17 protein-coding genes and 3 tRNA genes are annotated in these 20,762 nt (G+C 35.5%); 7 read left to right on the forward strand and 13 right to left on the reverse strand.

Going from position 1 to position 20,762, the window contains the following annotated elements:
• Positions 1–46: 46 nt before the first annotated feature.
• Positions 47–1,378 carry an aspartyl protease family protein gene (locus C8C84_RS10170; RefSeq protein ID WP_121313538.1) on the forward strand — a complete coding sequence of 444 codons (1,332 nt, stop codon included), beginning with the start codon at positions 47–49 and terminating at the stop codon, positions 1,376–1,378.
• A 30-nt stretch (positions 1,379–1,408) separates the two neighbouring features.
• Here the strand turns inward: C8C84_RS10170 and C8C84_RS10175 are convergent, their stop codons facing one another.
• Positions 1,409–1,843, reverse strand: coding sequence for a DUF1573 domain-containing protein (locus C8C84_RS10175; RefSeq protein WP_121313539.1), 435 nt, complete (start codon positions 1,841–1,843; stop codon positions 1,409–1,411).
• A gap of 327 nt (positions 1,844–2,170) precedes the next feature.
• On the opposite strand from C8C84_RS10175, the gene C8C84_RS10180 reads away from it, so the two are divergent.
• The gene (locus C8C84_RS10180; protein WP_199717144.1) at positions 2,171–4,798 is read left to right on the forward strand and encodes a valine--tRNA ligase; all 2,628 of its coding nucleotides are present in this window, start codon (positions 2,171–2,173) and stop codon (positions 4,796–4,798) included.
• Between the two features lie 172 nt (positions 4,799–4,970).
• On the opposite strand, the gene C8C84_RS10185 is transcribed toward C8C84_RS10180, so the two are convergent.
• The 9 genes from C8C84_RS10185 to C8C84_RS10225 form a co-directional block, all read right to left on the reverse strand.
• Positions 4,971–5,945, reverse strand: a complete 975-nt coding sequence (locus C8C84_RS10185) for a hypothetical protein (RefSeq protein WP_121313540.1) — start codon at positions 5,943–5,945, stop codon at positions 4,971–4,973.
• Between the two features lie 514 nt (positions 5,946–6,459).
• Positions 6,460–6,864, reverse strand: a complete 405-nt coding sequence (locus C8C84_RS10190) for a response regulator (protein WP_121313541.1) — start codon at positions 6,862–6,864, stop codon at positions 6,460–6,462.
• A gap of 70 nt (positions 6,865–6,934) precedes the next feature.
• Complete coding sequence (locus C8C84_RS10195) at positions 6,935–8,500, reverse strand: ATP-binding protein (protein WP_121313542.1); 1,566 nt, start codon at positions 8,498–8,500, stop codon at positions 6,935–6,937.
• 562 nt (positions 8,501–9,062) lie between these two features.
• The gene (locus tag C8C84_RS10200) at positions 9,063–9,698 is read right to left on the reverse strand and encodes an outer membrane beta-barrel protein (RefSeq protein WP_121313543.1); all 636 of its coding nucleotides are present in this window, start codon (positions 9,696–9,698) and stop codon (positions 9,063–9,065) included.
• A 92-nt stretch (positions 9,699–9,790) separates the two neighbouring features.
• Positions 9,791–10,267 carry a DUF1572 domain-containing protein gene (locus C8C84_RS10205; protein WP_121313544.1) on the reverse strand — a complete coding sequence of 159 codons (477 nt, stop codon included), beginning with the start codon at positions 10,265–10,267 and terminating at the stop codon, positions 9,791–9,793.
• A gap of 83 nt (positions 10,268–10,350) precedes the next feature.
• Positions 10,351–11,433, reverse strand: a complete 1,083-nt coding sequence (locus C8C84_RS10210) for a PAS domain-containing sensor histidine kinase (protein WP_233549772.1) — start codon at positions 11,431–11,433, stop codon at positions 10,351–10,353.
• A gap of 135 nt (positions 11,434–11,568) precedes the next feature.
• Positions 11,569–11,988, reverse strand: coding sequence for a nucleoside-diphosphate kinase (locus tag C8C84_RS10215; protein WP_121313545.1), 420 nt, complete (start codon positions 11,986–11,988; stop codon positions 11,569–11,571).
• Positions 11,989–12,047: 59 nt separating this feature from the next.
• Positions 12,048–13,637, reverse strand: a complete 1,590-nt coding sequence (bshC, locus tag C8C84_RS10220) for a bacillithiol biosynthesis cysteine-adding enzyme BshC (protein WP_121313546.1) — start codon at positions 13,635–13,637, stop codon at positions 12,048–12,050.
• 54 nt (positions 13,638–13,691) lie between these two features.
• Positions 13,692–14,669 (reverse strand): hypothetical protein, encoded by a 978-nt coding sequence (locus C8C84_RS10225; protein WP_147406839.1) that lies wholly within the window; start codon positions 14,667–14,669, stop codon positions 13,692–13,694.
• Positions 14,670–14,762: 93 nt separating this feature from the next.
• Between C8C84_RS10225 and C8C84_RS10230 the strand changes: the two genes are divergently transcribed.
• Positions 14,763–15,884 carry a cysteine desulfurase family protein gene (locus C8C84_RS10230; protein ID WP_121313548.1) on the forward strand — a complete coding sequence of 374 codons (1,122 nt, stop codon included), beginning with the start codon at positions 14,763–14,765 and terminating at the stop codon, positions 15,882–15,884.
• A gap of 60 nt (positions 15,885–15,944) precedes the next feature.
• Positions 15,945–16,559: a porin family protein gene (locus C8C84_RS10235; RefSeq protein WP_121313549.1), complete on the forward strand. Its 615-nt coding sequence runs from the start codon at positions 15,945–15,947 to the stop codon at positions 16,557–16,559.
• A gap of 44 nt (positions 16,560–16,603) precedes the next feature.
• Here the strand turns inward: C8C84_RS10235 and C8C84_RS10240 are convergent, their stop codons facing one another.
• From C8C84_RS10240 to C8C84_RS10250, 3 genes are all read right to left on the reverse strand, one after another.
• Complete coding sequence (locus C8C84_RS10240; protein WP_199717146.1) at positions 16,604–17,932, reverse strand: alpha-amylase family glycosyl hydrolase; 1,329 nt, start codon at positions 17,930–17,932, stop codon at positions 16,604–16,606.
• Positions 17,933–18,044: 112 nt separating this feature from the next.
• Positions 18,045–18,806, reverse strand: coding sequence for a C40 family peptidase (locus C8C84_RS10245; RefSeq protein ID WP_121313551.1), 762 nt, complete (start codon positions 18,804–18,806; stop codon positions 18,045–18,047).
• Positions 18,807–18,885: 79 nt separating this feature from the next.
• Complete coding sequence (locus C8C84_RS10250; protein ID WP_121313552.1) at positions 18,886–20,097, reverse strand: acetyl-CoA C-acyltransferase; 1,212 nt, start codon at positions 20,095–20,097, stop codon at positions 18,886–18,888.
• Between the two features lie 249 nt (positions 20,098–20,346).
• On the opposite strand from C8C84_RS10250, the gene C8C84_RS10255 reads away from it, so the two are divergent.
• The 3 genes from C8C84_RS10255 (at position 20,347) to C8C84_RS10265 (ending at position 20,652) form a co-directional block, all read left to right on the forward strand.
• A tRNA-Ser gene (locus tag C8C84_RS10255) sits at positions 20,347–20,430 on the forward strand.
• 51 nt (positions 20,431–20,481) lie between these two features.
• A tRNA-Pro gene (locus C8C84_RS10260) sits at positions 20,482–20,556 on the forward strand.
• Positions 20,557–20,578: 22 nt separating this feature from the next.
• Positions 20,579–20,652, forward strand: a tRNA-Arg gene (locus C8C84_RS10265).
• Positions 20,653–20,762: the final 110 nt, after the last annotated feature.

Consider the following 20,762-nt stretch of genomic DNA (forward strand, 5'->3'; position numbering starts at 1 on the left):
TTTTTTGCCGCTGGTTTTTTATTAAATTTAACAAAAATAGCAGCCAATGAGATTCGTTTTTACGTTTTATGTATTTCTTTTTACTGTATTTTCCTCTTTCGGCCAATCCAATTTTCAATTTAAAAAAGATAAAAATTGTATTTCCATTCCTTTTAAACTAATCAATAATTTGATTTTTATCCCTATCAATGTCAATGGGGAGAAGCTGACTTTTCTTTTAGACACCGGCGTTGATAAAACCTTACTTTTCAGTTTAGATGATAAAGAACAGGTGGAATTTTTTAACTTGGAGAGTATCAAACTCAAAGGTCTTGGCAGCAATGAAGCTATTGATGCTTACATGTCTTCTAAAAACAAATTAGAAGTAAAAGGGTTTGTAGATTATGATCACGAAATTTATTTGGTTTTAGATCAGGAATTTAATTTTTCCTCTCAGGTAGGCATACCTGTAAATGGTATCATTGGGTATCATTTTTTTAAAAATCATTTAATTGAAATTGACTACCAAAGAAAAAAAGTCATAGTTTATAATAAAACCAACAAGAAAGTTTTCAGAAAACTTGAAAAAGGATACAAAGAAGAAACTATTACTATTGAAGAAAACAAACCATATTATATTTCAAATGTCACTACAGATGGTAATTCGTATCCTTCAAAATTATTGATTGACACCGGAAATAGCGATGCGGTTTGGTTATTTTTGAACAAATCTAAGGAGATTAAATTGCCACAAAAATACATTTCAGATTACCTCGGAAGAGGATTTAGTGGAAGTGTTTATGGTTTAAGAGGTCGCATCGAAGATTTCAACTTTGGGAGTAAAACGTTTAAAAATCCTATTACAACTTTCCCCGATTCAACTTCCCTCAAAAGTGTAAATTTTGTTCCCAATCGATTAGGGTCACTTGGTGGTGAAGTACTTTCCAGATTCTCCATTTTATTTGATTATACCAATAAAAAAATTTATACCAAACCCAATGATAAAGTCAATTCTCCTTTTAATTTTAACATGAGCGGCATTGAAGTACAGCACGATGGTTTGGAATGGGTAAAAGAAACTTCCTCGGAAAACAGTAAAAGTTCCGTTAGTTATGGCGTTCGAGTTAATGAATCGCGAGTGCAAGATAATCTCAAAATCAAGTTTGCATTAAAACCTGTTTTTACCATCTATAACGTTAGAAAAGATTCGCCTGCGGAATTAGTCGGACTCAGAAAAAATGACCGATTAATCAAAATTGAAGGTAAAAGCACACACGATTTAACCATCGAAAAAATCAACGAATTGCTAAAATCCGAAGAAGGCAGAACTATCGAATTAGTAATTGAAAGAAACGGCAAGCAATTCACTTACAAATTCCAACTCAAAAGTATTATATAATAAAAAGTCCCGATAATTCGGGACTTTTCTTTATTGCATCATCGGACTTTTAGTCTTCTTTTCTAAGAGATTTTCAACCGGTTTAACGATTACTTCTCCTTTTATTTTTAATACCACTCGACCTTCTTCAGCATTGATAGCATTGGTTTCAACCGTAATGGTTTTTCTGATCGGACCGGGATTCATATTGTATTTCACCTCAATCTTTCCGGTTTTTCCCGGAGCAATCGGCTCAGTTGGTTTAGAGGGAACCGTACAACCACAACTCGATTGTACATTATTGATGATAAGCGGCGCAGTTCCGGTATTAGTGAACTCAAAAACCCTTATACCATTGTCTTCTTCTTTGGTTACTTTTCCGTAATCTATTGTATTGTCTTTATCTTTAAATTCAATTTTTGGACCGGCTTGGGCAAAAACCACTGCATTTACAAAGATTGTTGCGATAAGTATATATTTCTTCATAGGTCAAAATTTATTATTTGGTTAGTAAAAATACTCTGTTTAAATTAATACACAAAAATTTAATTCTTAATTTTTTCTAAAGTCTTTATTAATTACTTTTGCAGTTCAGTTTGCAAAATGCGTGCCACAACATTTAGGAGCGAGTGGTCAGTGACTATCAGCCATCCATATTCCTGCTGTCTGTTACAATCTTTTTAAATTACCAAGGGTTAAAAAACCCTCGGCAAATCAAAAAGGATTTCCACGACCATCAGGGCTAAAAGAGTAATTGCATAGCACTTTTGTAATCCAATAATCTAATAATCTAAGCAGTCTAACAATCTAAATATGATTCCAGCTCAATTCAACGCCAAAGAAGCCGAAAAAAAATGGTACGACTACTGGATGAAAAACAACTATTTTCATTCCAAACCCGACCATAGAACTCCTTATACCATAACCATTCCGCCACCTAACGTGACCGGAGTCTTGCACATGGGACACATGTTAAACAACACGATTCAGGATGTATTAATCCGTCGTGCGCGATTAAAAGGTTTCAATGCTTGTTGGGTTCCCGGAACCGATCACGCATCGATTGCAACAGAGGCAAAGGTTGTGGCAAAGTTGAAAACCGAAGGCGTAAACAAAAACGATTTAACCCGTGAAGAATTCCTAAAACACGCTTGGGATTGGACCAACAAATATGGTGGAACAATCTTAGAACAATTAAAACAATTAGGTTGTTCTTGCGATTGGAACCGAACCAAATTCACTATGGATCCTGACATGTCGGCATCCGTAATTCGTTCGTTCGTTGATTTATACAACAAAGGACAAATTTACAGAGGCTACCGAATGGTCAATTGGGATCCGGAAGCTAAAACGACTTTGTCTGACGAAGAAGTAATTTACGAAGAAAGACAAGGAAAATTATACCATTTAAGATATGCTATCGAAGGTTCGAATGAGTTCGTAACTATTGCTACAACACGTCCCGAAACGATTTTAGGTGATACTGCTATTTGTATTCACCCTGACGATGAGCGTTATACCCATTTGAAAGGTAAAAATGCCATTGTTCCGATTTGTAACCGTGTCATTCCAATCATTTTCGACGAGTATGTCGACATGGAATTTGGTACCGGATGTTTAAAAGTAACGCCTGCGCACGATGTCAACGATAAAGCACTTGGTGAGAAACATAATTTAGAAATCATCGATATCTTCAATGAAGATGCGACCTTGAATTCTTTTGGGCTACAATACCAAGGCAAAGACCGTTTTGTAGCGCGTGAAGATATTGTGGTTGAATTAGAGCAATTAGGTTCGGTAGTCAAAACCGAAACCCATATTAACAAAGTAGGAACGTCAGAACGAACCAAAGCCGTGATCGAGCCGCGTTTGTCTGACCAATGGTTCTTGCGCATGGAAGATTTGGTTAAACCGGCTATCAAAGCTGTTTTAGAAACCGAAGAAGTTAAGCTGTATCCGGCGCGTTTTAACAACACTTATCGTCATTGGTTAGAAAACATCCGCGACTGGAATATCTCACGCCAATTGTGGTGGGGACAACAAATTCCGGCATACTATTATGGCGACGGCAAAGAAGATTTTGTGGTTGCTGAGAATATTGAAGAGGCGTTAAAATTAGTACAGGAAAAGACTGGTAACCGACAACTGACAACTGACAACCTTACGCAAGACGCCGATGCCTTAGACACTTGGTTCTCTTCCTGGTTGTGGCCAATAGCAGTTTTTGGAGGTATCATGAATCCGGAAAACGAAGACTTTAAATATTATTATCCAACCAATGATTTAGTGACCGGTCCGGATATTTTGTTCTTCTGGGTGGCACGTATGATTATCGCCGGTTATGAATATACCGGGCAAAAGCCATTTACCAATGTGTATTTGACCGGATTAGTTCGCGACAAGCAACGTCGTAAAATGTCGAAGTCGTTAGGAAATTCGCCTGAGCCTTTAGAACTGATTGAAAAATTTGGAGCCGATGGGGTTAGAGTAGGGTTGCTATTAAGTGCTTCTGCCGGAAACGACATTATGTTTGACGAAGAATTGTGCAACAACGGAAAAGCTTTTGGTAACAAAATATGGAATGCCTTCCGATTAATCAAAGGTTGGGAAGTAGCTGATATTGCGCAACCGGAAAGCTCTAAAGTGGCTATAGAATGGTATGAAGCCAAGTTGCAACAAACCTTAGTAGAAATTGAAGACCACTTTGAAAAGTACCGTTTGTCTGATGCTTTGATGAGCATTTACAAATTGGTTTGGGACGATTTCTGTTCGTGGTTCTTAGAAATGATTAAACCGGCATACCAACAACCAATTGACCGTGCGACATTTGACAAAGCGATCGAAATGTTGGAAGCCAACTTAAAATTATTACATCCGTTTATGCCGTTTTTAACCGAAGAGATTTGGCAATACATCGCCGAAAGAACTCCGGAACAAGCATTAATCATTGCGGAATATCCGAAAGTAACTTCGTTTGACGCAACGCTAATCGCTGATTTCGATTTTGCAGCCGAAGTAATTGCCGGCGTGAGAACCATTCGCAAAGAAAAAAACATTGCGATGAAAGACGCCGTCGATTTGAAAGTGGTAAACAATGAAAAAGCATCGACTTATTTTGACAGTGTGATTACTAAATTGGGTAACATTACTTCCTTAGAATATATTACCGATAAAATTGATGGCGCACTGACGTATCGTGTAAAATCAAATGAGTACTTTATTCCGGTTTCAGGAAATATTGATATTGCCGCTGAGATTGCCAAATTAACCGAAGAGTTGAAGTATACCCAAGGTTTCTTGCGCAGTGTACAAGGCAAGTTGGCGAACGAGAAATTCGTTTCAGGCGCTCCGCCACAAGTTATCGATAACGAACGCAAAAAAGAAGCGGATGCTTTGGCCAAGATTGCCACGATAGAGCAGAGTTTAGCGAGTTTACAATAATAAAAAAAGTCCCGAGCAATCGGGACTTTTTTTGTTAGGTGTTTAACTCAAGCGATGCAGTTTTTGTAAACTGCTGTTAGCGGATGTGCTTTTATTCTATATTTTTAAATCTCAATCCATTTTAAATAATAAAACCTCAAATTCTTTTGGAACTTGAGGTTTTGAATTTTATTTACAGGTTAATACATTTACAATTTATTTTTTCAGGTAGTATAGCTTCATTCCATTTAAATTTTATTACATCTGAAAACTTTGAGCTTATATAGTCCTGATAAACTGTATAATATCGCTTAAAACATTTATTTTTTTTCGGGTCTTTGTAACCAACTAAAACAGAAATAGACCGACCTTCTATAATTCCACTATATTTATTACGTTCAGTTATCCAGGAGCTTGAAAAAATTCTAACATCATTTGGTGTAATTTTAAATCCATCACCGCTAGAATGAGCTGTAGCTATTTTTTTTATCAGTGCATTATCATTCATTACATTTTTCCCCAAACACAATTCTTCATTATTTGAATCCAACATAAATTTTTTCGCATCTAAAGTAAACTCGCCCGAAGCGATAACATCAAACTTTGTAATAACTTCACCATATAGATCTATTAAAACTGGATACATTTCAACTTTTATTTTATGTTTTCCTGATGATAGTAAATCTGTGTTTTCTGCTAAAAACTCTTCAAATTTTTCTTCGCCTACATATACCTCTTTTTCATTATTTTTTAATGCACCCCTAAAAGTTGTCCAAGTTTTCTTTACATCCTCTTCTAATGATTTATAAACACTATTTTGTCTTTCGTTTGAGAGAACATTGTCGATGTAAAAATTGAAGGCAATCGCATAATTTTTAATATCTTTTGCACCATCACCTTTAGCTAATGGTCTTATATAATTATATATAGAATTATCGAAATAAGCTCTAAAAAAAATTTTATTATCAGGAGTGAAATCAAACTCATTTTTAAAATTTGATTCAATTTCAGAGTTTTTCTTTACATCATCGTATTCAGAAGCAAAAACTATTTTATTTAAATATTTTTGATGTGTTGGACTGGTAATTCCTTCAGCTACTACTTTTTTTTGTGCATTGATTTTGCTGCTAAAACATATTAATAAAGCGATAATCAGAGTTTTTTTCATTTTAAGTTTATTTAATTTTTGAATTTGATTTTTCTAAAATATTGATTTTTAAATTTCTTTCTGTATTTTTTGTGTCAGGTTATTGAATTCTCTATTTTTTTAAGCAAATCCGCTAACGTTCCTATGCTAGAACTTGTGGCGGCTTGGGAACCGAGTTTTTTCCACAAAGTAGGAGCGAAGTTAGGAAAAAGAAACTGACAATTTAAAGAAAACCTAGCCATTAGTTTTAGCGGCTGTTATGGGCTGGCCATTTCGTCCACTTTAACGTAATGAACTAATCAAATTTTTGCTAAGTAAGGACTGAAATTAGTACTTGGACAATATTTACAAATAAAATTTCGATTAAGTTTCTATTTTTTAGGTAGTATAATGATAGATACGTGGTGAACTTGTTAGGGTGAATTATTTGCCCATTGTGTTCTTTAGCTCAAACATATTGGAGATTTGCGGTGAACTTAATTTAAAAATGTAATCTGTGTTCCAATTGGTTTAAAAGTTGATGTGAGAACAAAACTCAATTAAGAATTCCTAAAATAACTTCCATTATATTTTGGCTTGATATTGGCTTTACCAAATAACCTGACAGTGCGCTGATACTTTTAGCTTTTAAAACATCTTTTTCATCAACAGAAGAACTCACCATATAAATTACTACTGTTTTAGGCATCATAGGCCTAATAAGCAGGTACTCCTCCAAAAACTCCCATCCATCCATAACAGGCATGTTTATATCTAAAAATAGAACGTCAGGAATGTTTTCTATATTGCCCATCTCATCCTTTAGGAAGTTAATAGCTTTCAGCCCATTTGAAAACACGATAACCTTATTTACCAGGTCACTCTTTTTCAGCAAAAGTGATGTAGTAAACTGATAGATATCATCATCGTCTATAATACAAAAAGTGTTTATCTTTTTCATAAATGTTTTTTTAGGAAATGGTCAAAAGTCTAGATCAACTATTTTTTAAAATTAGCAAATTTTTTTTAATTTAAGAATTATTGACATTAAAATAGATAATAAATTTTGTTCCTTTATCTACTTCACTTTCAGCATAAATCGTGCCCCCCATGGTTTCGATTTGATTCTTAGTAATAAATAAGCCTCTACCTTTCGCATCTGGATGCTCGTGAAATGTTTTATTTAGTCCAAAAAGTTTTGCTCCATGCTTTTGTAGATTAATGCCCGTTCCATTGTCTTCACATGTTAAGCTAATCATTCCATCTTTATCGATGTACGTTTTAAAGATTATTTGTGGAGCCCTATTTGGCGACCTATATTTAATCGCATTGGTTAATAAGTTTAAAAAAATGCTTTCAAGGTAAACTTTTGGATAATTAATTTTCTCACAAGCACTGAAATCGTAAGCAATAGTGGAAGCTGTTTCCTTAATCTGCATTTCCAGATTGATTATATGACCTGATACAATATCCTGAAAGAAAAGTTCTTCTTTCGCTATTTCAGTATCTTGTCGTATTCGAACGGCATTCGTCAAATCCGTTACTGTAGTAGAAAGGTTTTCAAAGGCGATGTCAATTTTTTGAATGAACATGTTTCGCATATCGTCATCTGTCTCCTCTTTCAACAGATTTAACAAAGCCGCCAAATTGGCAACAGGTGACCTTAAATTGTGTGAAACAATATACGTAAAGCTTTCTAAGATCTCCCTCTTTTTTTCTATCCGATCTGCCAATAACTCCAGATTATCAATATTACGTTTAAGTTCCAGCTCATAGAGTTTTTGATGCGTAATGTCTCTGGTTATTGTTAAGACATCTTCAGGTATTTCACCCCCTTGATTTTCAAGCGGTATGACTGATAGTTCAAAATAGCTATGCTGATCGATATTAGTATTCATTTCAAATTCAAACGTTTCGGTTTTATTTGTTTTGAAAACAGATTCTACGTGGCGAATGAATAATTCCTTTATCTGGTCATCGCCTTCTCCCTTCACTTCCCTGATATTCTTACCAATAATATCTTCAGCTTCCATGTTCCGTACTTTGCGAATCGAATCATTGATGAATTGATAAGTTAAATTTTTGTTTACACGCGTAATGATATCCGGATTACTATTTACCAGTGTCTTGAATTGATTCTCACTTATTGATAACTTTTGGTAGGCAATGGCTAAGTCTTTCGTTTGTTCTTCAATAATTACTTGTAAATCGTCAGGCGATCGATACTGTAATGCTTTTGGTATGAAGCGGTAAAGCACAAAAACAGTAATCCAAGATACCAATGCGGTCATGCATAAGACTACTGCATTTAGCCGGTATAATGGAAACCAAAATATAATAGCGTCCATAAAATGCGTTGTGCCACAAAAAAAGATAAAGAGCATAAAGCATATGAACACCCTATTAAATATTCTTTCTTTCCTTTTTTTGACAAATTTGTACAAGAGAATCGGGATAGACAAGTAGGCTAATCCAATTGCGATATTTGCCATAATGTAAAGCCAACCGAGCGTATCTGACCACTGCCCGCAAATCCATCGGGGCATAAAGCCGCCAGAACTGAAAATATTTTCTATGATTTCAAAAATTTCATCCATATTACTTCTATTTTTTTTGGCCTATAAGCACTCTAGTTTCAAAGCATATAAGGCATAACTAACGATTTTCCATATATGGGTTTAGTGTCTTGCCCATAATTAGTTGATAAGCATTAAAACCAACCCTTCCTCAAATATAAATAATCCCCTTCAATCGCCTTCATTTCTCATAAAATAAATCAGCTTATCGTGTTTTTTAGGTTTTCGTCGGGCGTAAAGAGTAGGGTTTAGGTTATCCTTGGTTTTTTATCTGTTGCCTCGTTTTCACTCTCAGTTGTGCCTTCGACATCATCCGAAGCTGGTTCTTTTTTGTCCGAAGACCATTTTTTGTATTCATAAGCTGGTGGGATGGCGTCCGAAACTCGTTTGTTGTCCTCCGAAGCGTAAAGTAAGGCGTCCGAAGCTCGTTCTTGAGAGTCCGAAGCTTGTTTGAGGGAGTCCGAAGCTCGTTTGAGGGCTGGGAGGGCTTGGAAATGCTGGAAAGTGTCAAAAAGGAGTAAAAAACAATAATCCCGTATTGAGATGTCAATACGGGATTATTTTCGTTTGCAAAGTATAAGTCTTAAAACTTAAACCCTAATCTGAAATACATACCGTTAAACTGTTCCAGTTTTTGTTCGCCACCGTCTTTTTTGGCTTTGGTCATGTCGCTTTGGCTTTCTAAACCAATGGCAATATTAATGTCATCATTTACAATAAACTTGGCACCGACTTGCGTGGTTAAACCAAAATTCCAGCCTAAATTTTTAGCTTCCGCATTTCCGGTAACGGCTTCTAACTCTTGTTTTAAAATGGTATTGGCGTACAAGCCTAACCCAATGGTAAAAAACATTTTGTCACTATTGTTCTTGTCACTTTTAAAAAGACTGTAGTCTCCATTAAATTGCAAAGGAATACGTAAATACGAATTCTTTAAACTGGCAGAATTACCGGCTACTATTGTATTGGCGTTGAATTCATAAAATCCGATACCGGTGGCTAAATCCCATTTCGGACTAATTTTATAGGCCAATAAGACATCGCTTCCGGTTAAATTTCCATTCAAAGCAGGAATACCGGATTGCTTTAATCGGGCAAAACCTAATTTTCCATTGACCGCCAATTCAAATTTACTGTCTTTCTTTTCTGTGGTTTCTTGTGCCATGACTGAACCCGAAAGGAATAAGATGGCTAATGCGACAAATACTTGTTTTTTCATAGTAGATAAATTAATAATGATTGATAAGATGTTTAGTAGTTTTATAAATAAAAGTGTTACAATCAAAAAAGGATAATTTTTCTAGAATTACTCTATTTTTTATTTTCCAAAATCATTTTCTTTATCAAAACAATTTGGCCCAAATGATAATAAGCATGTTCAATCATAGCGTCAATGTTTCTTTGGTAAGTGCCGTATTTTTCCTCTACAAATCCTTCCAGCAGTTTTTCTTCGGGCATTTGTTCAATCAAAGTCGCAAATGTCTCGGCATCAGTCCATAATTGGGTTAAAAAATGATCCCATTTATCTTGAGAATCAATAGGAGGAAAGTCGAAACTGAACTGGTCTTTTATGTCAAGTGTTCCGCCTTTAAAAACGTTATTGATACCATTAATATAGTAATGAATGTGCTGCGCTAAAATGGCAATGGTGTTTAAATTATTGATTTTAATAGTTGCCATTTCCCAATGGGTATCGGATAATTGATGTTTGAAATTGGTATTGGCAATCCAAGTTCCGTTTAAAATGACTTCTCTGAATCTGTTGGCAATGACTACTGTTGATTTCATATTATTTTAAAAATACAAACTCGAAGTTAATAGATTTTTTTAAATACGTTCCAAAAAATCAGGTGGAATTACTATCGCGAGTATTATTTTCTCAAACTGATAGTAAACGTGGTGCCTTTGTTGATTTCGCTTTCCACTTCAATTTGTCCGCCCATATCTATTACATGATTGTAAACCAAATAGAGTCCGATACCATGACTGTCAATGTTGTTGTGGAACTTTTGGTTAAGTCCGAAAATCTTATTTTTGACTTTATCAATATCAAGTCCTCGGCCATTGTCGGCAAATACCAATTGTGCAATGCCGTTGCTCATTTGGGTTTTTATAGTAATTACCGGCGACAAATTGACTTGAGCATATTTTATAGCATTAGTAATTAAATTAATAAAAATACTTTCAAGATAAACTCTGTTAAAGGTAATAGTGTCAAAGGTAGAAAAATCGGTAACAAATTTTACTTTGGAATCTTTAATCTGAGATTGAATGGATTGGATGATAGTGTTAAAAACCAATTCTAAGGATAATGGTTCTACACTAATATTCAATTGGTCATGATGACTGATATTGTCTACATAATTATTGAGCGTTTTTTGCAATCCTACCGAAGTAATTTTGAGCATTTCAATAAACTCTTTCGTTTCTTCGTCTTCAATTTTAGATACATCGAGTAATTCAAATACGGAAAGTAAATTGTTAACCGGGGAACGCAAATCGTGAGAAGCCGTATAGGTAAGCTTTTTTAAATCTTTATTGATTTTCTTGATGTTCGTAAGCAAAGTGTTACGCTCTTCTTCCTGCTTTTTTCTTTCGGTTATATTTTTGGCAATGGCATAAACCAATTCATTATCGATATGTGGCATTGAAGTCCAGGATAGCCAAACGATTTCGCCGTTTTTGGTAATATATCGGTTTTCAAAATTGAGCAATGGATTTCCGCTTTTTACTCTTTCCCGACTTAAGACTGTTTTTTCAAGGTCTTCTTTGTAGACAAAATCATTAATGGGCTTTGCTAACACTTCTTCTTCGCTGTAGCCAAGTAAATGAAGCACAGCCGGATTAACTTTTTTAAAATAACCATCATAGCCGGCGATAAAAAATAAATCGGCGGAGATTTCAAAAAAAAGTTCCGTTTTGTATTCTATATTCAGACAATGTTGGTTATTCACTTCAAAAAAATTAAGGGGACGTAAATATAGCTAAATGTTTTATATTAAAGTGTTAAGAAAAAAAATCCCGTTTCTATTGAAACGGGATTATGTATTTATGAATAGTTTAAGTTATTGCTAACTGAACACTGAATACTAAAATTGCTCTCTTCCTGCAAAGTGAAAAGCACCTTCAATAGCTGCATTCTCATCAGAGTCTGAACCGTGAACCGCATTTTCTCCGATTGAAGTAGCGTATTTTTTACGGATAGTTCCTTCTGCTGCATCAGCAGGGTTAGTAGCTCCAATTAATGTTCTGAAATCTTCTACAGCGTTTTCTTTTTCTAAGATGGCTGCAACAATTGGTCCGCGAGTCATGAATTCAACTAATTCTCCGAAGAAAGGTCTAGCCGAGTGTACTGCGTAAAATTTTTGAGCGTCAGCTACAGTCAATTGCGTTAATTTCATTGATACAATTCTGAAACCACCTTCAGTAATCATATTTAATATTCCACCGATGTGTCCGTTTTCAACGCCATCAGGCTTAATCATTGTAAATGTTCTATTCGTTGCCATTTGTTTGTTTTTTAATTTGGGTGCAAAAGTAGTCCTTTTTTAAGGATTTCCAAGTCAAATTATAAAGTTATTATAGAGAAATTTTGTTCTAATGGATGGAGTTCATCCAATATCTTTTGAAGTAATTCATTTCCGGCTTCGAGATAGAATTCACTAAAGTTGTTTCTTCTTTCCTGAAGCGACTGATTGGGAAACAATTCGTTCTGCAATTGAATAATTCGTTCTAATTTTTCTGAATGAATTTTTTTCTCTGCTTTTAGTAAACGCTTTTCTAAGTTATCTAACCCTTTAATCTGTTTGATTTCTTGTGCTTTTACGGCACCGGTAAATGATTTATGGGTTTCAGTGGCTATGTGGTTTAAAGCTTCAAATTGCTTTTTTAAATGTTCTTTTTGCGCTGTAAAGTCTAAATTGAATTGTGAGAACTCTTGCGTTTTTTTATCAAATAAGGATTGTTGTTTGCTAAATAAATCTTGCCAAGACAGGTTGAGTTTGTCTGCTTTTTGCACTTGTTTTTCGGTTGTCAATAAAACAGAATTTCGCACCAGAAGTATTGGAAAAGTGATAGCATTCGCTTCGAAATTAGCTTTCAATTGTAACCAGTAAGCAATTTCTCCGCCGCCGCCAATGTAACAGAGATTTGGTAAAATTACTTCTTGATAAAGCGGTCTTAGAATGACATTAGGACTAAATTGTTCCGGATTTGTTTCTAAAAGTTGTAAAATCTCTTCTTCAGAAAAAGTAAGATTGGTATTGTTGACTTTGTATTGGTTATCTTCAAATACAATCCGTTCCCGAATGTTATCTTCGATATAAAAAAGATTAATTTCTCTTGGGTTGACTTGGATGTTATACTCTTTTAGGGCTGCATTGGTTTGTGTGACGTTTTTGAATGACGTTTGGTTGAGTAATTCTTCTTTAACAAAAGGAATAAACAATTGTTTCAACGAAATGTCATCGCCATCAAGGATTACCAACCCTTTTTCGGCAAACAATTCATTCGCCAAATATCTGGTAGCATCTGCCAAATTAGAATGTTTTAAATAACTATTGTCAAATAAAGATTTTAAGTAAGCGGCATTTTCGCCCAGTCCTAAATCTTTGCCGAAAACTTCATAAACCTCTTCTAAACCGGCTGTTGAAAGTCGGCCAACCGGACCAAAACTTTCTCTGTCCCATTTAATTTTTACATTTTTGAAATGAAAATAATTGATTTCTTCAAAATCGTGATCTTCTGTTGCCATCCAATAAATGGGCACAAAATTATGCGCAGGATAAGCTTGTTTTAACGCCGCGCAAAGATTGATTACAGAGACAATTTTATACAAGAAATACAATGGGCCGGTGAATAAATTCAGCTGATGACCGGTTGTTATTGTAAAGGTTTTTGAGTTAGAAAGTAGTGCAATGTTAGCTTTAGTCGTTTCAGAAATTTCAAATCCATTGTATTGATTATGTAAAGCAGTAACCAATGCTTTTCGATAATCTATAGGATAGTTTTTAGTTTTTTCCTCAAGCTGTTGTTTGAAGTTTTCCAGAGTCGGAAACCGATTGTAAAGCGCTTTCAATTCTGATTTTTCCTCTAAATAATCTACGATTAGTTTAGAGAAATAACCCGATTTTTGATAGCTGACACAGTCGTTTGGCATGTTACTTTTTTATAAAAACAAGAAAATCTAAAGCGTTAATAATAGTTTTTATTTCTATTCAGGAGTGATTACTTTCCCGTATAAATAATCGTCACCCATATAAAAATTACTGTTTCCTTTGGTCATCGTTACTTTTTTTAAACGGATTGTATGCTCAAAAAAGCCTGGTGAAGCCAGAATTGTAGTTACTTCAATTATTCCGGTTCCTTCGGCTTCTACACCATTATTGGCAATCCAACTTTGGGCAAGCGTTGGCGTAGCCGGAACAGATGCAGCACAAAAATAAGCGTTGTTTATCGTTCCCGAATACAATCGGTAGTTTACTTTATTGGTCGCACTGATATAAGCTATTCTAGGAGTGGTAGTTTCAGAACTTTGGAACAAATTAGCATAATCGGCTAAATCTAAAATAAAGGCTTCGCTACTATTAAAATTGAAAATACGATTGTCACTGTCACAAGTACTTTTGCTGGCTTCTTCATCAAATCCAAAGGCTAACGGACTGATAGTGGCATTGTAATTACCAAAAACAAAAGTGTCTTCTCCTAAATAGGCTTGGGTAGAGCCATCAGGTCTTAAAAAGGTAATGTCTTTAAAAACTATATAATGTTTGTAACCGGTAATCTGGGTAATTCCGGTAATTGAATTTACTGATTTTATGGCGGTTGAAGTGATTTGAATCGTTCCCGATGTGGCGTTCCATTCCTCAATTAAGTTTGGCGTAGCAGAAGTAACAAGGTCACAAATATTGGCCGAAGTTGGCGCCGCGTTATATTGTCTGTAAACCACTTGAATATTGCCGGTAATTTCTACTTCATCTGGATTGCCTTCAGGGGTTTCATCAGTTCGGAAATTTTCTAAAGGGATTGCCAAAATCAACATTTTTGAGTCGCTTATTTTGTATAGAATCTCTTTTTGGCTGCACTTTTGAACCGGTACATCATCAAAATTTATAGTGTCAACGGTTAATTCACCATCGTCACAGGCATTCATAAATAAAACTATGGCTAATAACCCTAAAATTCGTTTCATTGGTATAGTAATTTTTAGCAAAAATAAGTTTTTTATACTATTAAATTTATCTTTTATCATTTAATTAGGATAGTACTTTTTTATATTTGCACCATGCAAAAAGTATATCTCGATAATGCCGCTACAACACCAATTCGTCAGGAAGTTATTGCCGAAATGATAAGCGTAATGCAATCTGATTATGGTAACCCTTCTTCCACGCACAGTATAGGTAGAAGTGCCAAAGCCGTTATAGAAACTTCCCGAAAGACCATTGCCAAATATTTACATTGCAACGCGCAGGAAATCATCTTTACTTCTAGTGCTACAGAAGCGACTAATTGGATTTTAAGAAGTGCCGTGAAAGATTTTGGCGTAAAAAGAATCATTACTTCAAAACAAGAACATCATGCCACTTTGTACACTGTACAAGCTTTACAAGAAGAATTCGGAATTCAGGTAGATTTTCTAAAAACACTTCCCGATGGAAGTTTGGATTATAATCAATTGAGTGATTTTCTATCAGCTGATATTAAAACCATTGTTTCCTTAATGCACGTTAATAACGAAACGGGTGTCGTTCATAACCTTGAGAAAATAGGAGTGCTGTGTCACCAAAATAAAGCGTTGTTTCATTGCGATACAGTACAATCTATCGGTAAAACCGAATTGGATTTGCAACAATTACCAATTGATTTTCTAGTGGCCAGTGCACATAAATTTCATGGTCCGAAAGGAATTGGTTTTGCTTTTGTTCGTAAAAATCTAGTATTACAGCCCATGTTTTTTGGTGGAGAACAAGAGAAAGGTTGGCGAGCGGGAACAGAATCTGTTCATCAAATTGCAGGAATGGCAAAAGCATTGCAGTTGTCTTATGATAATTTGGCTAATGAAAGAGATTACATAACCGATTTGAAAAACTATTGTTTTGACCGATTATCAGAGGCTTTTCCAGCGGTAAAACAAAATGGAACCGATACATTTTATAATATATTAAATGTGTTATTGCCTTTTTCTCCGGAGAAGACAACTATGATTTTATTCAATCTAGATATGAAAGGCATAGCTGTTTCCCGAGGTAGTGCTTGTCAAAGTGGAAGTATCAAACCTTCGCATGTATTGGCAGAAATGCTTTCGGAAGAAGATTTGAAAAAGCCAAGCTTACGCATTTCGTTTAGCCATTTCAACACCAAAACAGAAATTGATTATTTAGTTAAAGTTTTAAAAGAAATATAAACAGTAATCTATTTTTCTTTCAAAAAGATTATTTTTGATTCATCAAAAAACAAAAAAGACATGAAGAAAATTGTAGTAACAGCGATGATGGTATTAGGGTTAACAACCTTTGTATCTGCTCAGAAAAAGGGTGATGTTGAGTTTGGATTCAATATTGGTTATAATAGTTCATCGGTTTCAGATTCCTATGAATCGTCGGATACCGGTAGTGGTTTTAATTTAGGTGCTTCTATGGATTATTATTTTTCAAATTCTTGGAGTGTTAAAACAAAATTAATCTACGACCGAAAAGGTTGGGATAATGGGTTTATTGAGGATGATTTCGGGTCTTATATAACCGATTATAATTTGGATTATTTGACAGTACCGGTTATGGCTAGTTGGCATTTTGGCAATAATAAAAATTGGTTTTTAGAATTTGGACCTTATGTTGGCTTTTTGCTGAATGCTGAAGAGGTGAGATTCGGTACAGATGTAACGGATAGTTTCAATTCAACCGATTTTGGTTTGGCTCTTGGAATTGGCGTTAAAATCCCACTCAACGATAAACTGAAATTGTTCTTTGAATATGAAGGACAAGGCGGATTAACGGACATTTTTAAACAAAATGATTATTCTGCAGTGACCAATAGTCGTTCGAGCATCAATGTTGGTTTGAACTTTTTGTTGAAATAAACGAAAATAGTATAAATGAAAAGCCCCGATTTTTCGGGGCTTTTTTATTTCACTAAAACCAAATATTGCCAAGGCTTTAATTCGAAAACATCGTCACCATTGAGTGTGATTTTTTCACCCGAAAATAATTCTGTGTAATTGCCTTTTTGATGAATGGATTTTAGTTTTACAGTAGTAGGTTTGTCACTATAATTAATAATCGGAATGACTTTGTCTTTGTCTTTTGTTCTTGAAAAAGAAATGACTTGGTCTAGTTTATCATTATAAATACGCACCATAACGCCGCCTTCATCACCATTCCATAACGCATGGTTGCGGTGTTTTAAATCAAAGAGTTTTTTAAATAATCCTTCATAAGGCATCTTGCTCCAATCAATCAAATCTTTGTCGAAAAATTTAAGTGAGCGATTCAATCCGGCTTCTTGACCACCATAAACCAAAGGCATTCCGTTAATGGTTCCGGTTAAAACTATAGAAGCTTCCAATCCGTTTCCGAAATTGTATTCCATATTGTTGTTCCAGGAATTCATATCATGGTTATCAGTAAAAAGCATTCTGTAGCCACCACGCGGAAAAGTACTTACATCGTGCGCCATATATTCAACCAAACCGGCTATGCTTTTCTTATCCCGAGTTACAGCCACCATTTTATCAAATAAAGTCCAAGAATAAGTCATGTCGAAAGCATTTTTATGCAAATCACGAGATTCCCATTCGCCTAACATAAACACGGGTTTTACAGCATCCATTTCTGCTCGTGCATTGTCCCAAAAATCAGTCGGAATAAAACCAGCCGTATCACATCGGTAACCATCAATGTCAAAATCTTTTACCCAATAAACCAAAGCTTCAGTCATGTACTTTCGGAGTTCGGGTTTGTTATAATCAAAATCGATTACATCATCCCAATCATACCAAGGAGTTGGTTGGAAATTACCTTCTTCAGTTTTAGTATACCAATCCGGATGATCTTTGACCAATTGATTGTCCCAAGAAGAATGATTGCCCACCCAATCGATGATGACATACATTCCCATACTGTGAATTTTATCGACCAAATGTTTGAAATCTTCTTTGGTTCCAAATTCAGGATTGACACTATAGTAATCCTTTACCGAATATTCGCTGCCTAGACTTCCTTTTCGTTTTTCGATACCAATTGGGTGAATCGGCATCAGCCAAATAATATCAATACCCATTGCTTTTATTCTGGGCAAATGAGATTCAAATGCCTTAAATGTACCTTCCGGCGTAAACTGACGAATGTTAGCTTCATAAATCGTTGCGTTTTTGCTCCATTCCGGATGTTTTACTTCTACAAATTCTTTGGGTTGGTAACGAGAATCTGTGGTTTCGGCAGTTTTTTCTTTCATACAGCTTATTGAAAGTAAGCCTGAAATTAAAAATAAAATTTTGCTGATGGATTTCATTTTGATGGATTTAGAAAATTAAATTTAATAAAAAAACCGAAACAATTGTCTCGGTTTATATAATTTTCTTGATGACTCTCAATCGATGAGTATGTCGGTTTTGTTCCGCATTGTAAATTCCTAAATGATCAAGTCTATCGATTCTGACTTTACCGCTGGCATGGATGATGTAATTATTTTCCATAATGATTCCAACGTGGATGATATTTCCTTCTTCATTATCAAAGAAAGCCAAATCTCCAGGTTCGCTTTCTTCAATGAAACTCAGTGCATCTCCTTGACCCGATTGTTGAGAAGCATCGCGCAACAAATGATAACCGTTTAACTTATAAACCATTTGGGTAAAACCCGAGCAATCAATTCCAAAAGGTGTTTTGCCACCCCAAAGATAAGGTGCGTTCAAATAAAGATATGCTGTGGCAATTAAATCGGATTTTGCTTTAACACCGCTTGTTCTCAATCCTTCAAATTCAAAGCCTTCCACATTGATTTCGCTATGGTTCAAAAACGATAGAGAAGCACCCAAAGGAATAGGCAAAAGCATATTTTTGGCATTGGTTACATATTCAACCAAATCAGCATTGAGAATGATGGCATCTTTAGATAAATCCTTGAAATTCTTTTCGGTGATAATTTGATACTGTTTCGAATCAACCCAACCTTCATAATCGTCGTATTGCAACTTAATTTTAGCCCATTGTTTTTGATTCTCCAAAACCTCAAAATGCTCTCCAAACAAAACTTGGGAAACGATTTCGCTTCGGTCACTTGGTTCGGCTCGTAAAGGAATTATGGCAAGGTTACAAATGGCAAACATTTACACGAATTATGAATTATAAATTATGAATTATGAGTTATAAATTTCCACAACTTATAACTCATAACTCATAACTGTTTTAGGCTCTTTCTATTACTATGGCAGAAGCTCCACCGCCACCATTACAGATAGCTGCGGCTCCGATTTTGGCATTGTTTTGTTCTAAAACGTTTATCAAAGTTACAATGATTCTCGCTCCGGAACAACCTAGTGGATGACCTAAAGAAACTGCTCCGCCGTTAACGTTAACTTTATCGTTGTCTAATCCTAAGATTTTGGCATTCGCCAAACCAACTACAGCAAACGCTTCGTTGAATTCGAAATAATCAACATCAGCAATAGATAAACCGGCTTTGTTTAATGCGATTGGTAATGCTTTCGATGGAGTAGTGGTGAACCATTTTGGTTCTTGCGCAGCATCTGCGTAGGATTTGATATAAGCCAAAGGTTTTAAACCCAAAGCTTGTGCTTTCTCTTCACTCATTAAAACCAAAGCGGCTGCACCATCATTGATAGTAGAAGCATTGGCGGCAGTTACGGTTCCGTCTTTTGTAAACACGGCATTTAACGCAGGGATTTTATCTAATTTAACATTAGTATACTCTTCATCTTTGGAGAAAATAACCGGTTCGCCACGCCTTTGCGGAATTTCAACAGGAACCACTTCATTGTCAAACTTTCCTTCTGACCATGCTTTGGCAGAACGTTCGTAAGATTGAATTGCAAACGCATCTTGATCTTCTCGGGTGATATTATATTCAGCCGCACACATATCGGCACAAACACCCATAGCGTTTCCGTCATAGGCATCGGTTAAACCGTCTTTTTGCATTCCGTCAACCAAGGAAGTTGGGCCAAATTTCACACCGTTTCTCATGTGAACATAATGTGGAATCAAACTCATATTCTCCATACCACCGGCAACTACAATTTCAGCATCACCGTTCATGATGGCTTGTGCACCTTGCATTACAGCTTTCATTCCGGAAGCACAGACTTTATTTACGGTTGTTGTTGGAACCGTATTGGGTAAACCTGCAAAAATAGCCGCTTGGGTAGCAGGAGCTTGACCAACGCCAGCTTGAACTACGTTACCCATTAAAACTTCGTCAACTAAATTTGGGTCTAAATTAATTTTATTTAAAGCACCTTTGATAGCAACGGCACCCAATTGTGTTGCTGTAACAGTAGACAAACTACCCATAAAACTTCCGATAGGTGTTCTCACTGCTGATACGATAACTACTTTTTTACTCATAATATTATGTTGTTTTACTCCGCTACGCTCCATACAATTCGGCTGTAAGCGCCTCGGGTGTTTCTATTGCAAAACTAATCTTTTCTTGGAAAATTAATGAATTTGTGTCATAATAAATGTTGATTTGGAAATAAATGAAAAAATATGAATCGCTACTTGATTGAAAGAGAAGCGGTTTTAATTTAAATTTAAAAAAAGAAATGAAATAGTTGTAAATTATAGAATGATAAATTACATTTGCAACCGCTTAAAGAAAATGTTCTTTTACAAATTGACGAATTAGGAGAGGTGCCAGAGCGGTAATGGAGCAGATTGCTAATCTGTCGACGGGTAACCGTCGCCAGGGTTCGAGTCCCTGTCTCTCCGCATTTTTAGGTTCTGTGTAACCTAATTATCTGACCACAGATAATAAATACACGGGGTGTAGCGTAGCCCGGTTATCGCGCCTGCTTTGGGAGCAGGAGGCCGCAGGTTCGAATCCTGCCACCCCGACAATTGTAAAAGACTTTTTAATGGTTCCATAGCTCAGCTGGATAGAGCAACTGCCTTCTAAGCAGTAGGTCGAAGGTTCGAATCCTTCTGGGATCACAAGATAAACCACTGAGAAATCAGTGGTTTTTTTGTTTCTACACTTTTAAGACTTTTTATTTTTTGGATTGTATTCAAAATTTTTAGTTAGAAAATCACACTTCGATTTA

It is taken from the genome of Flavobacterium sp. 102, assembly GCF_003634615.1.
In the GTDB taxonomy this organism is placed as follows: domain Bacteria; phylum Bacteroidota; class Bacteroidia; order Flavobacteriales; family Flavobacteriaceae; genus Flavobacterium.

Bases quoted from the DNA above. Each gene is read 5' to 3' on its own strand.
- C8C84_RS10170 (WP_121313538.1), top strand. From the start codon at position 47: ATGAGATTCGTTTTTACGTTTTATGTATTTCTTTTTACTGTATTTTCC.
- C8C84_RS10175 (WP_121313539.1), bottom strand. From the start codon at position 1,843: ATGAAGAAATATATACTTATCGCAACAATCTTTGTAAATGCAGTGGTT.
- C8C84_RS10180 (WP_199717144.1), top strand. From the start codon at position 2,171: ATGATTCCAGCTCAATTCAACGCCAAAGAAGCCGAAAAAAAATGGTAC.
- C8C84_RS10185 (WP_121313540.1), bottom strand. From the start codon at position 5,945: ATGAAAAAAACTCTGATTATCGCTTTATTAATATGTTTTAGCAGCAAA.
- C8C84_RS10190 (WP_121313541.1), bottom strand. From the start codon at position 6,864: ATGAAAAAGATAAACACTTTTTGTATTATAGACGATGATGATATCTAT.
- C8C84_RS10195 (WP_121313542.1), bottom strand. From the start codon at position 8,500: ATGGATGAAATTTTTGAAATCATAGAAAATATTTTCAGTTCTGGCGGC.
- C8C84_RS10200 (WP_121313543.1), bottom strand. From the start codon at position 9,698: ATGAAAAAACAAGTATTTGTCGCATTAGCCATCTTATTCCTTTCGGGT.
- C8C84_RS10205 (WP_121313544.1), bottom strand. From the start codon at position 10,267: ATGAAATCAACAGTAGTCATTGCCAACAGATTCAGAGAAGTCATTTTA.
- C8C84_RS10215 (WP_121313545.1), bottom strand. From the start codon at position 11,988: ATGGCAACGAATAGAACATTTACAATGATTAAGCCTGATGGCGTTGAA.
- bshC (WP_121313546.1), bottom strand. From the start codon at position 13,637: ATGCCAAACGACTGTGTCAGCTATCAAAAATCGGGTTATTTCTCTAAA.
- C8C84_RS10225 (WP_147406839.1), bottom strand. From the start codon at position 14,669: ATGAAACGAATTTTAGGGTTATTAGCCATAGTTTTATTTATGAATGCC.
- C8C84_RS10230 (WP_121313548.1), top strand. From the start codon at position 14,763: ATGCAAAAAGTATATCTCGATAATGCCGCTACAACACCAATTCGTCAG.
- C8C84_RS10235 (WP_121313549.1), top strand. From the start codon at position 15,945: ATGAAGAAAATTGTAGTAACAGCGATGATGGTATTAGGGTTAACAACC.
- C8C84_RS10240 (WP_199717146.1), bottom strand. From the start codon at position 17,932: ATGAAAGAAAAAACTGCCGAAACCACAGATTCTCGTTACCAACCCAAA.
- C8C84_RS10245 (WP_121313551.1), bottom strand. From the start codon at position 18,806: ATGTTTGCCATTTGTAACCTTGCCATAATTCCTTTACGAGCCGAACCA.
- C8C84_RS10250 (WP_121313552.1), bottom strand. From the start codon at position 20,097: ATGGAGCGTAGCGGAGTAAAACAACATAATATTATGAGTAAAAAAGTA.